This is a genomic window from Micromonospora sp. NPDC050397, assembly GCF_044901685.1.
GTDB lineage: Bacteria > Actinomycetota > Actinomycetes > Mycobacteriales > Micromonosporaceae > Micromonospora_G.
In genome coordinates, this window is the sequence record NZ_JBJDPS010000003.1 from 493905 (window position 1) to 512744 (window position 18840).

Annotated in this window: 18 protein-coding genes; 6 read left to right on the top strand and 12 right to left on the bottom strand. The window is 68.6% G+C overall.

The window, feature by feature from the left end:
* Window positions 1-71 precede the first annotated feature (71 nt).
* Complete coding sequence (locus tag ACI2K4_RS13260) at window positions 72-2324, bottom strand: DEAD/DEAH box helicase (protein WP_404510860.1); 2253 nt, start codon at window positions 2322-2324, stop codon at window positions 72-74.
* Between the two features lie 119 nt (window positions 2325-2443).
* Window positions 2444-4099 (bottom strand): BTAD domain-containing putative transcriptional regulator, encoded by a 1656-nt coding sequence (locus ACI2K4_RS13265; protein WP_404510862.1) that lies wholly within the window; start codon window positions 4097-4099, stop codon window positions 2444-2446.
* 160 nt (window positions 4100-4259) lie between these two features.
* Here ACI2K4_RS13265 and ACI2K4_RS13270 point away from each other — a divergent pair, with 160 nt between their 5' ends.
* Window positions 4260-5081 (top strand): hypothetical protein, encoded by an 822-nt coding sequence (locus ACI2K4_RS13270; RefSeq protein ID WP_404510864.1) that lies wholly within the window; start codon window positions 4260-4262, stop codon window positions 5079-5081.
* 59 nt (window positions 5082-5140) lie between these two features.
* On the opposite strand, the gene ACI2K4_RS13275 is transcribed toward ACI2K4_RS13270, so the two are convergent.
* The 5 genes from ACI2K4_RS13275 to ACI2K4_RS13295 are packed head-to-tail and all read right to left on the bottom strand — an operon-like array spanning window position 5141 to window position 9834.
* Window positions 5141-6259, bottom strand: coding sequence for a branched-chain amino acid ABC transporter permease (locus ACI2K4_RS13275; protein ID WP_404510866.1), 1119 nt, complete (start codon window positions 6257-6259; stop codon window positions 5141-5143).
* On the bottom strand, window positions 6256-7146 hold the full coding sequence (locus ACI2K4_RS13280) for a branched-chain amino acid ABC transporter permease (protein ID WP_404510868.1): 891 nt from the start codon (window positions 7144-7146) through the stop codon (window positions 6256-6258). The genes ACI2K4_RS13275 and ACI2K4_RS13280 overlap by 4 nt, the downstream gene beginning before the upstream one ends.
* Window positions 7146-7877, bottom strand: coding sequence for an ABC transporter ATP-binding protein (locus tag ACI2K4_RS13285; protein WP_404510870.1), 732 nt, complete (start codon window positions 7875-7877; stop codon window positions 7146-7148). Before ACI2K4_RS13285 ends, ACI2K4_RS13280 begins: the two co-directional genes overlap by 1 nt.
* On the bottom strand, window positions 7874-8617 hold the full coding sequence (locus ACI2K4_RS13290) for an ABC transporter ATP-binding protein (RefSeq protein ID WP_404510872.1): 744 nt from the start codon (window positions 8615-8617) through the stop codon (window positions 7874-7876). Before ACI2K4_RS13290 ends, ACI2K4_RS13285 begins: the two co-directional genes overlap by 4 nt.
* Before the next feature lie 8 nt (window positions 8618-8625).
* Complete coding sequence (locus tag ACI2K4_RS13295; protein ID WP_404510874.1) at window positions 8626-9834, bottom strand: substrate-binding domain-containing protein; 1209 nt, start codon at window positions 9832-9834, stop codon at window positions 8626-8628.
* A gap of 702 nt (window positions 9835-10536) precedes the next feature.
* On the opposite strand from ACI2K4_RS13295, the gene ACI2K4_RS13300 reads away from it, so the two are divergent.
* Window positions 10537-11310 (top strand): DUF4352 domain-containing protein, encoded by a 774-nt coding sequence (locus ACI2K4_RS13300; protein ID WP_404510876.1) that lies wholly within the window; start codon window positions 10537-10539, stop codon window positions 11308-11310.
* A 6-nt stretch (window positions 11311-11316) separates the two neighbouring features.
* Here ACI2K4_RS13300 and ACI2K4_RS13305 read toward each other — a convergent pair whose 3' ends face one another.
* Genes ACI2K4_RS13305 through ACI2K4_RS13315 form a run of 3 tightly spaced genes read right to left on the bottom strand, consistent with a single transcriptional unit; the run spans window position 11317 to window position 13600 of the window.
* Window positions 11317-13011 carry a hypothetical protein gene (locus tag ACI2K4_RS13305; protein WP_404510878.1) on the bottom strand — a complete coding sequence of 565 codons (1695 nt, stop codon included), beginning with the start codon at window positions 13009-13011 and terminating at the stop codon, window positions 11317-11319.
* A complete protein-coding gene (locus ACI2K4_RS13310) occupies window positions 13008-13265 on the bottom strand; it encodes a hypothetical protein (RefSeq protein WP_404510880.1) in 258 nt (85 codons plus the stop codon). Before ACI2K4_RS13310 ends, ACI2K4_RS13305 begins: the two co-directional genes overlap by 4 nt.
* Window positions 13262-13600: a DivIVA domain-containing protein gene (locus ACI2K4_RS13315; protein ID WP_404510882.1), complete on the bottom strand. Its 339-nt coding sequence runs from the start codon at window positions 13598-13600 to the stop codon at window positions 13262-13264. The genes ACI2K4_RS13310 and ACI2K4_RS13315 overlap by 4 nt, the downstream gene beginning before the upstream one ends.
* Window positions 13601-13915: 315 nt before the next feature.
* On the opposite strand from ACI2K4_RS13315, the gene ACI2K4_RS13320 reads away from it, so the two are divergent.
* The gene (locus ACI2K4_RS13320; protein ID WP_404510884.1) at window positions 13916-14116 is read left to right on the top strand and encodes a GntR family transcriptional regulator; all 201 of its coding nucleotides are present in this window, start codon (window positions 13916-13918) and stop codon (window positions 14114-14116) included.
* Window positions 14117-14307: 191 nt separating this feature from the next.
* Here the strand turns inward: ACI2K4_RS13320 and ACI2K4_RS13325 are convergent, their stop codons facing one another.
* Together ACI2K4_RS13325 and ACI2K4_RS13330 are read right to left on the bottom strand one after the other, a co-directional pair.
* Window positions 14308-15081: a hypothetical protein gene (locus ACI2K4_RS13325; protein WP_404510886.1), complete on the bottom strand. Its 774-nt coding sequence runs from the start codon at window positions 15079-15081 to the stop codon at window positions 14308-14310.
* On the bottom strand, window positions 15078-15719 hold the full coding sequence (locus ACI2K4_RS13330) for a hypothetical protein (RefSeq protein WP_404510888.1): 642 nt from the start codon (window positions 15717-15719) through the stop codon (window positions 15078-15080). The genes ACI2K4_RS13325 and ACI2K4_RS13330 overlap by 4 nt, the downstream gene beginning before the upstream one ends.
* A gap of 593 nt (window positions 15720-16312) precedes the next feature.
* Here ACI2K4_RS13330 and ACI2K4_RS13335 point away from each other — a divergent pair.
* The 3 genes from ACI2K4_RS13335 to ACI2K4_RS13345 all read left to right on the top strand — a co-directional run bounded on the left by ACI2K4_RS13335 (window position 16313) and on the right by ACI2K4_RS13345 (window position 18824).
* Window positions 16313-16831, top strand: a complete 519-nt coding sequence (locus tag ACI2K4_RS13335; RefSeq protein ID WP_404510890.1) for a SigE family RNA polymerase sigma factor — start codon at window positions 16313-16315, stop codon at window positions 16829-16831.
* Window positions 16828-17754 carry a hypothetical protein gene (locus ACI2K4_RS13340; protein ID WP_404510892.1) on the top strand — a complete coding sequence of 309 codons (927 nt, stop codon included), beginning with the start codon at window positions 16828-16830 and terminating at the stop codon, window positions 17752-17754. The genes ACI2K4_RS13335 and ACI2K4_RS13340 overlap by 4 nt, the downstream gene beginning before the upstream one ends.
* Before the next feature lie 113 nt (window positions 17755-17867).
* Window positions 17868-18824: an aminoglycoside phosphotransferase family protein gene (locus tag ACI2K4_RS13345; protein WP_404510894.1), complete on the top strand. Its 957-nt coding sequence runs from the start codon at window positions 17868-17870 to the stop codon at window positions 18822-18824.
* Window positions 18825-18840: the final 16 nt, after the last annotated feature.

Genomic DNA, 18840 nt, shown 5'->3' on the forward strand with positions numbered 1-18840 from the left:
GCCGCCCCCTACTCCGGGCGCCTTCTATTCCGACCGTCTTCCTTCTACCCGGGCGGTCCCTACCCGGACGGTCAGCCGGCGACGGCTAGTGCCAGCGGCAGGACGGCCGGGGCGCCGGCCTGACGCAACAGCCGCGCCACCATGGTCATGGTCCAGCCGGAGTCGACCAGGTCGTCGACCAGGAGCACCGGACCGGTCAACCCGGCCAGGGCGTCGGCCAGCGGTGACGGCACGACGAAGGCGTCGTGCAGTGCGCGTACCCGTTGGGCGCTGTTGCCCCTCGGCCCGCCGCCGGGCGCCCCGGGCGGCGCCGGCACCTCGCCGAGCAGCGGCAACCGACCGACGCCCGCGATCCGTTCGGCCAGACTCCGCACCAGCGTCGGGCGGGTCCGGGAACCGATCGCCACCACCGCGACCGGACGCGCCGGCCACGGCTCGGCGCCGCGCGACCAGTCCCGGAGCAGTTCGACCATGGCCGAGGCGACGTCGTCCGGGATCGCCCCGTCGGCGGCCTCCGGCGCGACCAGTGCCCGCAGCCTGCCGCCCCAGCCCAGGTCGGAGAGACGACCCAGGGCTCGACCGGGCAGCGCCTGCTCGCCCGGCGCGATCTTGCCGCGCAGCGGTACGCCCACCGCCTCCAGCCCGGTCGGCCAGAGCTTCTTCGGCGCGAGGTCGACGCCGGGGCGGCCGAGCCACGCCTGGGCCGCGGCCAGCGCGGGCGCGGAGACGGACGGGTCGTACTGGCCGCCGGCACAGTTGTCACACCGTCCACAGGGGACGGCCTCAGGGTCGTCCAGGCAGCGGCGGAGGAACTCCATCCGACAGTCGGTGGTGCTGACGTACTCCCGCATCGCCTGTTGCTCGGCGGTGCGCGCCTGGGCCACCCGGCGCAACCGGGCCTCGTCGTAGTGCCACGGCTCGCCGGTCGCGAGCCAACCGCCGCGTACCCGCCGGACCGCGCCGTCGACGTCGAGCACCTTCAGCATCAGTTCGAGCCGGGTACGGCGCAGGTCGACGATCGGCTCCAACGCGGGTGTGGAGAGTGGACGGTCCGGGTGCAGCGCGCCGAGTACGGACCGCACCTGCGCCTCGGGCGGGAAGGCCAGTGAGGCGAAGTAGCGCCAGATCGCCTGGTCCTCCGGGCCGGGCAGGAGCAGCACCTCGGCGTGTTCCACGGCTCGACCGGCCCGGCCGACCTGCTGGTAGTACGCGATCGGCGAGGGTGGCGCCCCCAGGTGGGCCACGAAGCCGAGGTCCGGCTTGTCGAAGCCCATGCCCAGCGCGGACGTCGCCACCAACGCCTTGATCTTGTTGTCGAGCAGGTCCTGCTCGGCGGCACGGCGTTCGGCGTCGTCGGACTGCCCGGTGTAGGCGGCGACCGCGTACCCCCGGGAACGGAGGAATTCGGCCGTCTCACCGGCCGCCGCGACGGTCAACGTGTAGATGATGCCCGAGCCGGGCAGTTGGTCGAGGTGATCGGCGAGCCAGCCGAGCCGGTGCGCCGCGCTGGGCAGGTCGAGCACCGCCAGCCGCAGCGAGGCCCGGTCCAGCGCCCCGCGCAGCACCAGCGTCTCCCCCGCCTCGCCACCGTCGGGCCCGGCGACTCCGCCGACCGGCTGCCGCACGACCGTGTTGAGCTGCTCGGCGACGTCGTCGGTGACCCGCTGGTTGGCGGTGGCGGTGGTGGCGAGTACCGGGGTCCGCTCCGGCAGCCCGGCGAGGAAGGTACGCAGTCGGCGGTAGTCCGGGCGGAAGTCGTGTCCCCAGTCGGAGACGCAGTGCGCCTCGTCGACCACGAGCAGGCCGGTGGTGGCCGCGAGCCGGGGCAGCACCCCGTCGCGGAACTCGGGATTGTTCAACCGCTCCGGGCTGATCAGCAGTACGTCGACCGTACCGGCGTGGATCTCCCTGGCGATCTCGTCCCACTCGTCCAGGTTCGCCGAGTTGATGGTGCGCGCCCTGATCCCCGCCCGAGCCGCCGCCTCCACCTGGTTACGCATCAGCGCCAGCAGCGGCGACACGATCACCGTCGGCCCGGCACCAACCCGCTCCCCCGCCGCCTCGCTCCCGGCCGTCACGGCGCCGGCGCCGGTCGTACCGTCTCGGAGCAAGGCGGTCGTACCGTCTCGGAGCAGGGCGGTGGCGACGAAGTACACGGCGGACTTGCCCCACCCGGTGCGCTGCACGCAGAGCACCCGCCGCTGGTCCACCACCAGCGCCTCGATCGCCCGCCACTGGTCCTCGCGGAGCCGGGCCTGATCACCGGCAAGCCGCCGCAGCACCGCCTCGGCCCGTTCGCGTACCGCCACCCGGTCAACCGTCACCCGGCATTTCTACCAGCGCAGCCGGACTTTCCCACCCAGCCCCGCCCCCTTGTGTCCCATTTTGTCGATCATGAAGTCATCGCACTCGATACAGCATGTAGCGAGCGACAACCTCATGATCAACGAGGTGGGTGGGCCAGGGTCGACGGGGCAGGACGGTCGGGTGGCAGGAAGAGGAGGAATTCCTGGAGGGATCGCACCGCCGTACGGGAGAGATTCGACCGGGCGGCGAAGTCCTCCAGGGAGGTGAATCCACCGCGCTGGGAACGCTCGACGGCGATCTGCCGACCCTGCTCCGAGGTTAACCCGGGCAGATGCCAGAGCACCTGGTCCATGACCCTATTGATGTCGATCAGGCCACCATCGTCGAAGTAACGGAGCAGGTCGGGTCGGCCGATGTGCAACTCGTACCGGGCGGCTGGGTACTGGCCGAGCAGTTGCCGGGCCTGTTGTCGCCGAACGGCCATCTCGGCGTCGGCGCTCCGGCTCCGGCGCAGCCGGTTCAGCCACACCTGAGTCGCGAGCACGTGGAGGGCCCCACCGATCCAGATGGCCATGAGCACGAGGACCCCGGCATAGTCGATCCGGTACAAGTTCTCCTTGTATTCGAGGTTGAGTGCCCACCACAGAAAGAAGCTGGTCAGTCCGACGTACCCGGCGGCCGACGAGCCGAACCACATACTGCGCCGCCGAACCGCGTAGCGCAGCATGACGGCCCAGGTGAGCAGGCCGAAGCTGGCCAGCACCAGCAACACCGCAACGCCGGCCTCGACCCAGTACCCCCAGGACGGCGTGGCCGCAATCGGCTTCGGCATCGTCAGTACGGGCATGGATGGCGGCAAACCCGCCTTCGGACCGGCCGGAACCCGCACCTCCGCGCTCACCGGTCCTGGCACCGGGACGGGCACGGCCGGCGCCACGACAGACACGGCCGGCGCCACGACGGGCGCCATCGCCGGAGCATTCCTGTCCTGGGGCGCGAACCCGTCCGACTCGGCGGTCAGCGCGAGCGTGGGATCGGACCGGAGAATGCGGCGGTGTAGTTTCTGGAGACTTTCGCCCGGCTCTACGCCGTACTCCTCGCTCAGTAGTGCCCGCACCTCACGGAAGGCGGCGAGGGCCTCCGCCTGCCGGCCGGAGCGGTAGAGCGCGAGCATGAGCAGCTCGTGGAGCTGTTCCCGGACCGGGAACCGAGCGACCGCCTGAATCAGATCGGTGACCATCTCCTTGTGGCGCCCGAGGCTCAGCTCCACCTCCGCCCACGATTCCAGGGCCGCCGCCCGACCCTCGACCAACCTGGTACGCGCCGCGTCGAAGAACGTCCCGTTGAACCCGACGAGCGGCTCTCCCTGCCAGAGTCCGAGGGCCTGCCGCAACTCGTTGGCAGCTTCCCCCGGCCTCCCTTGCGCGCGCACGTCTGCCGCCCGCCGAACCCGGCGCTCGAACAGTTCCGCGTCAAGGTCCTGCGCGGACACCCGCAACTGGTAACCAGTGTCGGTGAGGGTCAGCAGTTGCCCCGGACTGCGTGGTGAGCGCTCCGGCTCCAGAACCCGACGCAGCCCGGCGATGTACTTCTGTACGACATTCGGACCGTTCATCGGCGGGTCGTCCTGCCAGACCGCGTCGACTATCTGGGTGGGCGAGACCGGGCGGCCGGCGTAGAGCAAAAGCATCGCGAGCACCGCCCGCTGCTTGCTCGGCCCGAGGTCCAGTTCCCGTTCCCCAGCCCACGCCCGCAGCGGACCCAGCAGTTCGAAGCGGAGGTCCGCTCCCATCCACACCGTCCCTGACCTCGGATTTTCGCCGGCCGCAGTGCCTGTCAGCCGGACGGCAGCATAACGACAGCGCTCCGGCAGTCGATACCAGCAGTCTCGTGATCGAGATGCAGTTGTTCCCCACTCGGCACAGCCGTGCGGGCAGACCAGAGAGTTGAACATGCGGCGACGAAACACCCTCATCAGCGCCATTCGCCGGACGACCGTCACCGCCGCGGTGTTCGCGACATTGGCCGGCGGACTGGTTGGTTGTGGGCAGGGGACGGGAGAGTCGGCGGCCCCGGGACCAGCCGGGACCTCGACAGCACCGAACCCCAAGGAAACCCTGCTCGCCGCCGTACCGGACGAAACGCGGCCGGGCTTCAGTTACACCATCAGAGACTGGGAGACAACGCTCACCGGCGAGGTGGCGCCGGCCGTCAAGAGCATTCACCTGCGGACGTCGTTCAAGGATCCCGAACTGGGCTTCACGATGCACATGGCGTACCTGACGGTCGACAAGGAGGCCTGGGCGAGGATCAACTTCACCGAGACCGAGGGCCTGACCGGGCTGCCGAAGCTGCCGAACAAGTGGATGAGGCTGGACCCGACAAAACTCACCGATGACGACAGCCTGCCGACCGAGTACGACGGCGCCGACGTGGCCAGTCTGAAGCCGGTGCTGGCGAACACCACGATCGTCCAGAGCGCCTCCGGGAACTACCGCGGGACCGTCGATCTGAGCGGGCCGGCGGCGGCCGACATCCTGAGCGAGGAGACGATCGCCGGCATCGGAGACGGGGCAAAGACGCTGCCGTTCCAGGCGACCGTGGACGTCGACGGCCGACTCACCACGTTCGTGGTCAAGGTGCCGGCGGTGGGCAAGACCAAGGCGTACGACTACAGCGTGACGTACGGCGATTACGGCAAAGCTCCGGCCGTGGCCGCCCCCACCGACGCGGTCCCCGCTCCGGCTCTGGCGTACGAGCTGCTCAACGGCTGAGTCTGACGAACCCGTTCGAGGGGGCGGACACACGGGGGTCCGCCCCCTCGAACGATCGGTCAGCGGGGTGGGCGGGCGGGCAACAGGCGGCGGATCGGGGCGATCCGGGTGCTGAGGCTGGCCAGGCCGCCGGGGAAGAAGTAGACGGCCAGGATGAAGACGGTGCCGAGCACGAAGAGCGGCTGGGAGAGCGGACCGCTCAGCACGCCGGGCAGCGCGTCCACCGCCGACGAGGAGCCGAAGTCGGTGAGCCGGTGGTCCAGGTACATGTAGAGGAAGCCGCCGAGGACCGGCCCCCAGCGCGTACCGGGTCCGCCGAGCACCACCATGACCAGCAACGACAGGGTCAGCTCGGACGAGGTGATGTGCGGCGACGCGCCGCCCACGAGCAGGCAGTAGATCACCCCACCGCCGGTCGCGAGGCTGCCGGAGAGGGTGAACGCGACCAGCTTGAACCGGTACGGGTCCAGCCCGAGCACCCCGATCCGCCGCTCGTCGTCGCGGAGCCCGGCGAGCACCCGCCCGGTCGGCGAGGCGGCGACCCGGGCCACCACGAAGACCACCAGGGCCAGGTACGCCAACGCCAGCCAGTACAGGTTGACCGTGTTCGCCACCCCGACCAGCGCGTCCGGCAACCCGGACACGTCCAGCGGCAGCCCCTCCTCGCCACCGGTCAGCCCCTGGAAGTCCAGCGCCACCAGGGTCGCGCCGACCTGGGCGAAGGCGAGCGTGACCATGGCGAAGGCGATCCCGGCCGTACGCAGCGCCACCGCCCCGAGCAGGGCGGCCAGGACGGCACCACCGACCAGGGTGAGCAGCGCCGCCTGCCACAGCGGCAGCCCGCCCTTGGTGACCAGGATGTCGGTGCCGTAAACCCCGGCGGCGAAGTAGAGCGCGTGCCCGAAGGAGAGCATGCCGGTACGCCCGAAGAGCAGGTCGTACCCGGCCGCGAGCCCACCGAAGACCAGGCAGATGGCGAGCAGTTGCAGGGTGCCGGGCGAGTTGAGCGGCCCGTCGAAGAGCCCCGGCAGCGACACCGTCGAGTACGGCAGGATCGCGAAGAGCACCAGCGCCGCCAGCGGCAACCAGGGCCGGACCACCGCGAACCAGCCCCGCCGCTGCGCCCGCGCCGACGTGACCGCCGCCGCCTCCGGAACCGGAGTCTTGACCTCGGTCATGCCGTTACCGCCTTTCCGGCGATGCCCTGCGGGCGGAGCAGGAGGACCACCGCGAGCAGCGCGACCACGCAGAGGTCACCCGCGCCCGAGGCACCGTAGTAGTTGACGAACTGCTGCAACAGCCCGACGACGACCGCCGCGTACGCGGAGCCGACCACCGAGCCCATCCCGCCGATCACCACCACGATGAAGGCGAAGATCAGCAGCGAGCCGCCCTGGCTGGGCGAGACCGAGCCGAAGTAGACGCCACCGAGCCCACCGGCGAGCGCCGCCACCGCCCCGCCGATCACGAAGACGAGGGTGAACGCCCGGCGTACGTCGATGCCGAGCGCGGTGACCATCTCCCGGTTCTCCACCCCGGCCCGGATCACCAGGCCGTAGCGGGTGTAGCGGAGGAAACCGAGCAGCAGGGCGAGCACCACGGCGGCGGCCACGATCAGCAGCAGGATCGAGTTCGGCACCTTCGCGCCGAGCACCACCGTCACCTGCCGGCTCCACTCCGGGCGGGGGAAGTCGCGGGGGTCGGCGCCCCAGGATGCCTGGAGCAGCGCCACCCCGGCCAGCGACAGCCCGACGGTGACCAGCACCTGTTCGATGTTGCGGGAGTAGAGCGGGCGGATCATGACGAGTTCGACCAGGGCGCCGACCAGCGCCCCGGCGGCCACGCCGAAGGCGACCGCGAGCACGAAGCCGAACCCGCCGGGGCCGGCGCCGGGCAGGTTGTTCGCCGCCCACCAGGTGCCGTACGCGCCGACGGAGAGGAACAGCCCGTGGGCGAAGTTGAGCACGTCGGCGAGGCCGAACACCAGGGACAACCCGGCGGCGACGAGGAAGTACAACGCGGCCAGGCCGAGCCCGGTCAGCGTCAACAGCACGATGGTGCCCATCAGGCGTGTACCCCCGACGATCCGACTCCGAGCAGGGACTTGGTCAGCGCCGGCTCGTCCAGCAACCGGCCGGCGTCACCGGTCCAGGCGACCCGGCCGGCGTCGAGCACGACGGCGGCCTGGGCGAGTCGACGTACCACCGCGAGGTTCTGCTCGACGAGCAGCACCGGCACGGTGACCGCGACCCGTTCCAGCACCTCGGCGACCTCGGTGACCACCTTCGGGGCGAGCCCCTTGGTCGGCTCGTCCACCAGCAGCAACCGGTTGTCGTTGAGCAGCACCCGACCGATGGCGAGCATCTGTTGCTGGCCGCCGGAGAGCGAGCCGGCCCGTTGCCGTCCGCGCCGGTCCAGCTCCGGGAAAAGCTCGAAGACCTTGTCGTACGCGGGCGCGGTGCCGCGCCGCTCGGCCAGTCGCAGGTTCTCGGCGACGGTGAGCCCGGCGAAGACGCACCGGTCCTCCGGCACGTAACCGAGGCCGCCCCGGACCAGCCGGTGCGTCGGCTGCCCGGTGAGGCTCCGGTCGCCGGTACGGATCTCGCCGCGTACCTCGCCGTTGCGCGGGGTGAGGCCGATGATCGCGCGCAACGTGGTGGTCTTGCCGACCCCGTTGCGCCCGAGCAGCACGGTCACCCCGGTCGGCGCCACCGTGAACGAGACGCCCTGGAGGATGTGCAGCCCGGCGATCCGTACCGAGAGATCCTCGACGGTCAGGATCGGTTCCGTACTCATAGTGACTCCCCCAGGTACGCCTCTTGCACGGTGGCGTTGGCCATCACGATCTCCGGGGTGTCGCAGGCGAGCAGCGCGCCGTGGTGCATCACCGCGATCCGGTCGGCCAGTTCCAGGATCACGTCCATGTGATGCTCCACCATCAGCACCGAACGACCGCTGTCGCCAGTCAACGACCGGATCACCGCGACCAGTTCCGGCACGTCCTCCGCGCTCACCCCGGCCATCGGCTCGTCCAGCAGCATCACGGTCGGCTCACCGGCGAGCAGCAGCGCGATTTCGAGCTTCCGCTTCTCGCCGTGCGCGAGGTTGCCGGCGAGCGACGTACCCCGGTGGCTGAGGCCGACCCGGTCGAGCGCCGCGTCGGCGGCGGCGGCCACCTCCCGGTCGGCCGCCGCCCGCCGCCACAGCTTCATCGACCCGCCACGATGCGCCTGTACGGCCAGCCGCACGTTCTCCCGCACGCTGAGCGAGCCGAAGACCGAGGACGCCTGGAAGGTGCGGCCGAGCCCGAGGCCGGCCCGCCGGTGCGGCGGCAGCCCGCTGATGTCCTGCCCGTGCAGCAGCACCTGGCCCTCGGTCGGGCGCCGCAGTCCGGAGATCAGGTTGAACAGGGACGTCTTGCCCGCGCCGTTCGGCCCGATCACGCCCAGGAACTCGCCCGGCGCCAGGTCGAAGGAGACGCCGTCGACGATGGCGACCTCGCCGATTCGCCAACTGAGGCCTCGGGTGGCCAGCACTACCTCACTCAGCCCTTCATGGCTACCGCGGGCGGCGCCGTCTCGTCGCTGGTCAGGGCCTTCTGGAGCTCGGCCTTGAGCTGGTCACCGGTGCCGGTCAGCTTGGCCTGGAACATCGGCTGGAGCAGCGCGTGGTCGGCCGGGCGGACGGTGTTCTTGCCCTTGACCCCGTCGAAGCTCCACCCTTCGAGGGCGGTCACCATCTTGTCGACGTCGTCGCCACCCTCGGTCGCGGCCCGGACCACCATCTGGGCGGCGGTGAAGCCGTCCGGGTGGAACAGGTCCAGCACCCCGCCGGGCACGCCGGCCTTGAGCGCCTTGGTGGCGTCGTTCTCGACCGCGCCGTCGAAGAAGTGCGACAGGAACGAGATCTTCGTGCCGGCGGCACCGAAGGTCGCCCACGAGGCGCGGATGTCGAGCCCGGTGACAACCGTGGTGGAGGCGAGCACGCCCTGCTGGTCGAGGGTCTGCCACATCGCCGGGGCGGTGGTGCCGGCCCAGGCGACAAAGAGCAGGTCGGGCTTGGCGCTGTTGATCTGGCTGGCGAACGGGGTGAACTCGGTCGCGCTGGCCGGCGCGAGCACGCTGCTCACGGTGGCCCCGGCGCCGCCGATGACCGCCTGCACGGCCGCCTCGTTGCTCTTGCCGAACGCGCTGTCCTGGGCGAAGACAACAACCTTCTTGCCCTTCGCGTCGCCGATGAACGACTTCGCGGTGACAACATCCTGGTACGACTGCCGCCCGGAGCGGAACGTGTACTTGTTGACCCCGGTCACCGCGTCGGTGGCGGCCGGGCCGGAGATGAAGAGGGTCTTGTTCTGCGCCGCGATCGGGGCGACCTGGAGCGCGACACCGGACGCGGTCGACCCGGCGAGGATCTTGACGCCCTTGCCGATCAGGTCCTTCGCCGCCGACACCGCCTTGGCCGGGTCACCGGCGTCGTCAACCTCGGTCACCTCGACCGGCCGCTCACCGATCTTGTTGGTGCCCTTGGTCGCGTACGACAGACCGGCCTTGAAACCCTCGATGTACTGCTTGCCGTAGCTGGCCAGCGCTCCCGACTGGGAGTAGACCAGGCCGACCTTGACCGGGGTGCTGTTCGAGTCGCCGCCCCCGGTGGCGGTGTCCTGCGGGCTGCCACACGCCGCGGCGATGAGCGCCACGGCCATCAAACTGGCGGCTGCGACGAGCGCTCGCCGGGTGGTCCGGACCGTCATGTATGGCTCCACGTGAGGGAGTAGTGGGAAACTTGTTTGTCGGCTCACGCTAGGAGTGACGTCACCCACGGGCTATGTGGATGAAACCCATAAGTAACAGTGGTTGGGTGGCCTGTAGAGACAGCTCACGCTCACTCCCGCGCCGGGCACGCGCGCCCAGGAAGCCACCCGCGCCCGTACGAGCCAGTGGATCAACCTAACGCCCATGACTTCGCACCGACAGGTGTCGGCCGTGCCCATCGGGCCGCGCTCGCGGTTCGGCGGAGCGCTCGCGGTCCGGCGGCGTTCGCGGTCCGGCGGCGTTCGCGGTCCGGCGGCGTTCGCGGTCCGGCGGCGAGCGGCTGTGAGTTCGAAAATTCGTACACGAAAGAACGTGTAGGCACATCATCTTTCATGTACGACATCAACGCGTCATACGCACCGGAGAGCCGGCCGGACGGCGGCCGGTCACATCCATCGGCGGCGAGGAACGGGCCCGTCGGGGCCGTCGACCCACCGTTGTGGCACCCCGTGCCACCGGCGGCGGCGAATGCCCGGTCATGCGGCCCTGACCTGCGGCGACACGGGTCGAGGTCCACAAAGGTGGGTTAACTCTTCGGCGGCACAGAATGGCCGAATGACGCTGCGTCACCACGCACACACTGTGGCAACGTCTTTCCCGCGCTCCCGAGGCGGATGCCCCGACATAACCGCGGAGAAGATATGAGCACCCCGAACTACCCCGGACAGGAACCGTCGTATCAGCCTGAGCCGGCGCACAACCCGTACCCGTCGTATCCGCCGCAGCCGGGTTACCAGCCGGCCGTCGCCGGTTACCAGCCCGGCCCACCACCGACAGCGGCAAAACCGCCGAAAAAGCGTCGGCGCTGGCTGGTGCCGAGCCTGATCGGGGGCGGGATAGCGGTGGCGCTCTGCTGCGGCGGCACGCTCATCGCGGCCGGCTCCGGCGACCAGGAAGGGACGAACACCTCGGTCGACGCCCCCGCCGCCCTGCCCAGCGGCCCCGGTGCCAGCGAGGCCGCGAAGGCCGCCGAACCGGCCAAGAACGACGCGCCACCCGCCGGCCCGAAGAAGTACAAGGTCGGCGAGACGGTACGCGGCGGCGACTTCGAGTTTGTCGTGCACGGTGTCAAGTGCGGCATCGCGCAGGTCGGCGACTCCTTCCTGACCCGGAAGGCACAGGGCTCGTTCTGCCGGGCGGACGTGTCGGTGAAGAACGTGACCAAGAAGGCCCACCTGTTCCACGCCGACGGCACGGTCAGCGCGCAGGACGCCACCGACCGCGAGTACGCGGCGGACGGCGAGGCGAACATGTACGGCAACAAGGACGGCGCGGGCTTCCTGGACGAGATCAACCCGGGCAACTCGATCCGTGCCTTTGTCTACTTCGACGTACCGAAGAACACCAAGCTCACCACCATCACGTTCGACGCCGGCCTGTTCACCCTGGCCGAAGACGCCGTGGTCGCGCTCTGACAACAATCACAGCCGTACGGTGATCGGCTCGCCCGGAGCGTTCCGGGCGAGCCGACGCAGTGACGGCTCCGGGTCCACCGGCTCGGTGAGCGCCGCCGACTGCTGCGGCACACGCATCGGCTGACCCGGGTCGGACGGTACGGCAGCGTGCAGGGCCGAGCCCAGGTAACGCAGGCAGTGCGCGACCGCCTCGGGCAGGCTCCGATGCGACGGCGGGAAAACCGGGGCGCTGGTGTCCGTCGGGTCAACGGCGCTCACCTGCCAGAACGTCCCCTGCCCCCGGGAAGGATCGTCGGCGTTCGCGGTCAGGTCCTTGACCGTCACCCGGAGTGCCAGCCCGAGGCCGTGGACCAGGCGGATGAGCTGCCCGATCGACGTCTCCGTCCAGGACGTGAGCTGGACCAGCAGCCGGGCACCGGGGCGACCCCGGGCGGCGAGCACCAGGTAGCGTCCGAGCGGGTCCGCCCCCGGCTCCAGCAGGGTCACCACACCGTGGTCGAGGTTGTGGTCGATGACATGGCCGCTGTCGAACTCGGTCAGCGCCTCGCGCCCGTGTCCGCAGAGCCTGGCCCAGGAGCCGAGCCGGTAACGCTCGCCGAGCCGCACGACCGGTTGCCCACCGGCCTCCCGCGCCACCACGGTCCCGGACCCGTCGGCGCCCCGCCCGTCGTCCCCTGCTCGGCCGGGGTTCGGACGCCAGTTGAGCCAGATTGTCTGGTCGGCCAGGTCGGTGACGATCACGGCCACCCCCTGGTGGAGGCGCCGAAGGCCCGCACAGGTGAAACAGCGCCTGGTCCCCTGCCGGGCGGTGCCGGTGCCGCGACAGTCCGGGCAGATCACACTCGGAATCGCGGCACCGAGGTAGGCCGGTGACGGTGGTTGCCAACCACGCCGGACCGCCCGGAGACCGCTGTGCCACCAGCGCCGGTCCCGCCAGACCGCCTGCGCGCCGCGCCCGTCGCCGTCCGCGCAGTCCCGCAGGATCCGCCGTTCGAGCCGGTCGACGTCGGGTTCGTCAACCGGCCGCCCCGGTCCGGCGGGAGGCTTCAGGTAGTGCGCCGGGGCGGTCGCACACCGTTCGGCGAGACCGAACATCGCCTCGCCGACAGTGGTCGCCTCGATCGCGGCGGGCAGGCTGGTCGCGTACCCGTGTGGGGTGGTCGGGAGGGGCGAGCCCGGCACTTCGAAGCGGATGTCCCAGGTGAGGGCGCCGCCGCTCGGCCGGGCGTCGATCACCAGGTCGAGACAGAGCTGGTCGGCGGCCCGACACAGTTGGGCGAGCAGCCGGCCGTGCTGCGGTGGCCCCGGGTCGGTGGTGTCGCCGAGGTAGACCCGCCACGGGCGGTGGGAGTGCCCGGCGAGCGCGGTCGCCTCCAGCGCGTGCCGCTCCGGCTCGGGCAGGTCGGGCTGCCAGGCCCGGGGCAGGTGCGGGCTCAGCTCGCCGTCGGCGTCGAGCGGCCGACTCGGCCGATCCACCTCACGCAGACTCGCCACGGCCGTCCCGGTCCGCGCGGCCAGCTCGCTGACCAGCGGAAACAAGGGCAACAGCCAGCCACCGTACGGGGACCGCGTCGGTTGCACCAACCCCGGCACGACGCTGACCGAGGCGACCGCACCGGTCTCCCGGTTGGCCACCGTGAGTACGAGCTGGGCGCGGAGCCGGCCGTGTTCGGTGGAGTCGACGCACGGTGCCTCGCTCATCCGCAACCACCACCGTGCCCGGCCGCCCGCCCGCAGCGACGGGACGAGCCGTCGAGCCGGCGATCACAGAAGAGCTGGTGCCGTACGTTCTGGTTGTCCTCTTCGGAGAGTTCGGTGCCGTTCGCGTCGATCTGGGTCAGCCAGCCGACCGACCGGGCCAGGACCCGGCCGAGCGCGAGCGCCCCGGTCAGGTCGACGGCGGTGACGGGAAGATGGATGACGTAGCGACCCAGGCGCCCATCCGTGCTGGTCACACGCGTGCCCTCGGCGCGAACTGCGACTGCCAGGCACGCAGTTGATTCTTGATCCGTACGTTCTCGTTCTGTGTGCGGTCCAACTCGCCGTGCAGGGCGCTCAGTTCGTTGGCGACCCGGTGCAGGAAGTGACGAACCTCCTCGGGGTCGAGGCCACGACGGCTGCTCGGAAACTGCCGGTCCCGCACCTGCCCCTCACTCAACGGCGGGTACGTCGCCGCCCGGTAGTAGCCGCTCGCCTGGTTGCCGGACCGATGCCGCGTCGCGGCGACCGGACCGACCGGAACCGCCCCGGACCGCCGCCACGGCATGAGAAACCTCAACAGTCTGCGCACGTGCCAACCACCTCTCGCCAGGACTGGAAGGCGACCCGGCCCGAGCAACGGGGGAAGTCCGGACCGGGCCGCCAACGGGACCGGGACGAGGGCAAACTTCCGGGTGCCCCCATCCCGGCACTACCCGCCCCGCCGATGATTTGCCGAACCATCCCGGTGACGGACGGGCCAAACCTACCTTAGTAACTAGGAACAGTCTAGGCCGTAGCGAGTTTCCTGAGCTATTGCAGTTACTAGAGCAGGTGGGGCATGATCGGAGGTGCCGAACCAACCCGGAGACACCTCATGCCAACAGCACAGCCACCATTCAGGATCATGGCCGCCGAGATCACTGAAAAGATCAAAAGCGGCGAACTCAAACCCGGCGACAAGCTTCCCTCCACCCGGAAGCTCGCCGACCAGTACGGCGTCAGCATGGGCACCGCGTACCGAGCACTGTCACTGCTTCACGAGCGCGACCTCATCATCGGCCAACCCGGCCGAGGCACATACGTCACCGACCACTCCTCGAAGTAGCTCGCCGTGGCAGCAGGGGCAGCCATAACGGCCACAGATACGGCTTCAGCAGCGTCGCCGAGTGAAACTCCTGCAGGTCAAACTAACTCCACACGCCCCCGAGTGGTAAGAGTTCCCGCTCGCGCAGGGAGATCGCGCGTGCAGCGGTCCTCGCCGCGCCTTGTGGTACGCCGAGGAACCGCCGCACACCCCTACAAGACCTGGCGGGGCAAAATGCGTTCCTCCACGCCCTTGGTGCCCAACGGGGAAAGGGTCACAATCCCGGCCGTCTCGTTGTAGTCCACAAGCCGGTCGACATGGAGCCGCCTCAGTACTCGCTTGTAGTTAGGGAGCCGGTCCTGTTCGAGGTACTTTGCCAAGGTTGTGTCGGTCAGTGGCGATGTGGACGAATGCAACAGCAGGAGAGTTGCGTCAGCAAGCTTCATGGCCGGATCGAGCACGCGTTTTACATCGCCAACCTCCCAAATCAGCGGCACAGTCCGTTCAACGAGAGCATCGACAACGCTCGTCGCGGTTTGAAGATCCGTGCCATGGAAGATCCGCACAAACTCCGCCATGACCCACTGTGAGGCGTGCAGCACATACTCGGAATCCATGTGATTAGCACTAACCTCGGCACCCACATGCGATACACCCCGATTGTTACGGATGTCGTAAAGCGCCACAAGAACCCGTGGGATGCTCACTCGGGCCGACTTTGGGTATTGGGCACCGCTTGCCGACTCTAGCTGCCTGCAGGCTTGATCAAACTTCGCGGGCTTGCTGGCCACCTGGGCATAGTTTCCCCCGTTCAGATAGCCGTGCAGGATGGTGTACGCGACTTCAGAAAAACGCCCGCCGTCCAGCTCAGTCGCTTCCCACCGACGCTCCCGATAGTTACGGGTAATCTTGCGGAACTCCTCGACCAGTTCGCTGCGAAGTCCCGGCGGCAGATGCGCCAGGGCAGTCGTCGCATCAAGCGTCACTTCTTGACCTTGCCGGGTAGTGGCATGTCATGTTCGACGGTGTTTCGGCCCCTGGGGGTAGTTTTGATCGCCTTCATGCTGCCCGTATCGATCCATTGCGTTTCGCTCGCCGTGTTGCGAAGCTGCTTGTCAGCCTGGGCCATCTCCCGCCAATTGCACTCCTTATAGGCAGCAACGACATGACCTACCGTGATTTCGGATAGTTCATATACTTGCTCTAGCCAATAGATTGCAAGTAGATTTTTCTGGAAATTCGTTGTCGGTTCTTTTTCGGCTACAAGATCACGGAACGCTTGTTTATCCGGAGGCCGGAAGTCTATGTCACGGACGGGGGACCACGAGCGCCGCCCAGTCACCTTCCGTGGCGTCCCGGCCTTCTTTGTCCTCCGCGACTGACCCCCAGTCGCGGAAAGTTCTTCATACGACTCATCCTCGGTTCCGCTAACACCTCCTTCTTCGGCTGGTTGCCGCGCGACAGACAACATCTCTGCGGAGGCCATCCGCGGAGTCGGCACCCCCTTGAACATGTTGATCAGTTCATCAAAAGCCCTTTCTTGTAATCCATCCGGAAGATCTTTCACCGCCTCCGCAATTCTTGGCATTACTTCAAGCAGCTGCCGGAAGTCTCCCTCGGACATTAACCCCTCCCCGCAAAAGTGATCACGAACAGGATATTCTCTTACGGCAGGACGGCATTGTAAATACCGGTCGATTGAAGCCAGATGATCGGCTATGGGAATTTGGACTTCCGGCCGAGACAGACTGCCAACAGTTCGCTACAACCACACCTCCCATCATGAACCAAGCCGGGCGCCACCCAGCAGTTGTCGGATCACGGCCGCGCTACCCTCTTTGCCTGGTAGGTGCGGTACCGCCAAAAATTGGAAGGCCGGAAGCTTTCGCCGAGATGAAGCTGATGGATTCAATAACACCTCAACGAACGAGATCTCAACCGTACTTTGTACGAATGAAAGCTGGCGGATGCCTGGTTCACCTGGTGAGCGTGTGGTCGAGCACGGAAGGTTTCGATATCGGGTCGCAACCAGAGGGTCATTCGCCGGGTCTCACCGACAATGTCGACAGTTCCCAGAGTGGCCGACAGAGACCCGATTCAGCGATTCGCAGCAGAGTGTCGCAAACTAGACAAAGGTGATATTTGGATCTCATGAAGACCTCGTGTGGCTGGTTCGTGCGTGGCAACCCGGCGTAGACGGGTGGAGTTCTTAGCTGCGTGAGAGTTGATCCGAGCTTCGACACGTTCGTGGAGCAGAAGTCGGCAGCGCTCCTGCGCCTCGCGTACCTGCTTACGGGAGACCGTGGGCATGCCGAGGACCTGCTGCAGACCGCCCTGCTCCGCACGATGCGCCGCTGGTCCAAGGCCCGCGACGCACCCGAGGCGTACGTTCGGCACGTTTTGGTCAACCTGTCCCGTGACCGGATCAGGGCGCTGCTGCGGCGGCCCCGGGAGACGGTCCTCCCCGAGGACACGGACGTCTTCCGCGCCAGCGATCCCGGATTGGACGGGATCGGTGACCGGCGGATGGTGACCGACGCGGTGGCGAAACTGCCGATCCGCCAACGTCAGGTGATCGTGCTCCGCTACTTCGAGGACCTCTCCGTCGAACAGACGGCCGAACTGGTCGGCTGCTCGACCGGAACGGTCAAGTCGTACACCTCACGTGCCCTCTCCCGGCTTCGGGAACTGCTCGGGGACATCAACGAACACCAGGAAGTGAGGGTTTTCCAATGACCGCTCTCGACGAAGAACAGCTAGGTCAACTGCTGGCCAACCGGCTACACGAGGAGACGTACGCAATGACCGCACCGTCGGGTCTCACCGAGACCCTGCACCGTAAGAACAACCGCCGCACCTGGGGCCTGCGCATCGCCGGTGCCGTGCCGGTGGTCGCCGCCGTCGCGCTGGCCGCCTCGCTGACGCTCAGCCCGGACACCTCGACCCCGAGCACCAACGCGGGCGGCACCGGCACCAGCGCCGCCCCGGAGATGCTCACCGTCAGCTTCGTCGCCGAGCGGGCCGGCGCCGCCCTGGGCGACCTCTCCAACTACGTCCAGCACGAGCGCGCCTCGCACGAGGGCCGCGACGGCAAGCCGGCCAGCACCATCGAATACTGGGGTGACCCGAAGTCCGACCGGACGCGGCAGGACATGGTGCTCTTCTTCGGCGACAAGAATGACTACACCACCACGGTGAACGGCTCTGCGGGCGCCCAGTTCGACCACCTCAAGAAGAAGTGGTGGACCTTCGAGGTCTCAAAGCTCACCGCCGTGGACAGCACCAACATCCAGTCGCTGCCGCCCCAGCTCAACCCGACCGAGCTCAAGGCCGCGCTGGACAACGGGAAGCTGAAGCTCATCGGCAAGGAGTCGGTAGACGGCAAGGCGACCGTGCACCTGCAGTGGCTCGGCGGCCCGGAGAGCGCCATGGACAAGGCGAAGGCGCGGGAGGAGTCCATGGAGATCTGGGTCGACAGTGAGTCCTACCTGCCGGTCCGGGTAATCAGCAAGGTCTTCACGGGTATCACCACCAGCAATTACGAGTGGTTGCCCCGGAACGCGGACAACCTGGCGAAGCTGGACGTCACCGCTCCCGCCGACTACAAGAAGCTGGCGTGCATGCCCACGCCGGGCGATGACTGCGGCCTGAACGACTGAGTCGCGGCGTACAAGGCCCCGGAACGCGGTTCGCGTTCCGGGGCCTTTCCTTGACCCGTCGACTCATGAGAACGGGGAAGACCATGGGGTGCCGGGCGTGGCACCATCCCGGCATGGCGACTTCTGCCGGCGTACGAATTCGATGGACCGACCTCCCCGGGCGGGTCCGCTCGGCGGTGGAGGAGATCATCGGCGGGTCGGTCGTGGGGGCTTACTCCCAGACCGGGGGCTACTCGCCCAGCACCGCCGACCGGGTGCGCACCGTCGACGGTCGACGTGCCTTCGTCAAGGCGGTGAGCAGCGCGCAGAACCCGCGTACGCCGCAGATGCACCGCCACGAGGCCCGGGTGACCGCCGCGCTGCCGTCGCACGTGCCGGCGCCGCGCCTGCTCGGCTCGTACGACGACGGGGACTGGGTGGCGCTGGTGCTGGAGGACATCGAGGGCCGGCCGCCACGTACGCCCTGGGACGACGACGAGCTGGAACGGGTGCTCGCCACCCTGCGGATGCTCGCCGAGCGGCTCACCCCGTCGCCGCTGTCCGATCTGCCCACGGCGGCGCAGACGTTGCGCCAGAACTTCGACGGCTGGCAGCGGGTGGCCGCCGACCCACCCGCCGACCTGGCCCCGTGGGCCGCCGAGCGGCTGGACGAACTTCGCGCACTCGCTCCGCGGGCGATGACGGCGCTGGCCGGTGAGACCCTGGTCCACCTCGACATCCGTACGGACAACCTGCTGCTCACGGCCGACGGGCGAGCTGCCGATGGGGTGGTCCTGGTCGACTGGGCGTGGGCGTGCACCGGTCCGGCCTGGTTGGACACGCTCCTGCTGCTGGTCAACGTACGCCTGCTCGACGGTGGTGACGGTGCGCGGGCCGATCGGCTGTTGGTGGAGCTTGCCGGGCGTACCGGCGTCGATCCGGCCGACCTGACCGCCGTACTGGCGGGCTTCGCCGGGTATTTCGTCGACATCTGCCGGCAACCGTCCGCCCCGGGACTGCCGACCGTACGGGCCTTTCAACGGGCCCAGGCCGAGGCGCTCCTCTCCCTGCTCGCGGAGCGCCTCGGGTGAAAGGAAGGGCCCCTTA

Coding starts and splice junctions, on each gene's coding strand:
- ACI2K4_RS13295 (WP_404510874.1), bottom strand. CDS start 9,834: ATGACGGTCCGGACCACCCGGCGAGCGCTCGTCGCAGCCGCCAGTTTG.
- ACI2K4_RS13280 (WP_404510868.1), bottom strand. CDS start 7,146: ATGGGCACCATCGTGCTGTTGACGCTGACCGGGCTCGGCCTGGCCGCG.
- ACI2K4_RS13330 (WP_404510888.1), bottom strand. CDS start 15,719: ATGTCCGAGGGAGACTTCCGGCAGCTGCTTGAAGTAATGCCAAGAATT.
- ACI2K4_RS13270 (WP_404510864.1), top strand. CDS start 4,260: ATGCGGCGACGAAACACCCTCATCAGCGCCATTCGCCGGACGACCGTC.
- ACI2K4_RS13275 (WP_404510866.1), bottom strand. CDS start 6,259: ATGACCGAGGTCAAGACTCCGGTTCCGGAGGCGGCGGCGGTCACGTCG.
- ACI2K4_RS13265 (WP_404510862.1), bottom strand. CDS start 4,099: ATGGGAGCGGACCTCCGCTTCGAACTGCTGGGTCCGCTGCGGGCGTGG.
- ACI2K4_RS13320 (WP_404510884.1), top strand. CDS start 13,916: ATGGCCGCCGAGATCACTGAAAAGATCAAAAGCGGCGAACTCAAACCC.
- ACI2K4_RS13345 (WP_404510894.1), top strand. CDS start 17,868: ATGGCGACTTCTGCCGGCGTACGAATTCGATGGACCGACCTCCCCGGG.
- ACI2K4_RS13340 (WP_404510892.1), top strand. CDS start 16,828: ATGACCGCTCTCGACGAAGAACAGCTAGGTCAACTGCTGGCCAACCGG.
- ACI2K4_RS13300 (WP_404510876.1), top strand. CDS start 10,537: ATGAGCACCCCGAACTACCCCGGACAGGAACCGTCGTATCAGCCTGAG.
- ACI2K4_RS13285 (WP_404510870.1), bottom strand. CDS start 7,877: ATGAGTACGGAACCGATCCTGACCGTCGAGGATCTCTCGGTACGGATC.
- ACI2K4_RS13305 (WP_404510878.1), bottom strand. CDS start 13,011: ATGAGCGAGGCACCGTGCGTCGACTCCACCGAACACGGCCGGCTCCGC.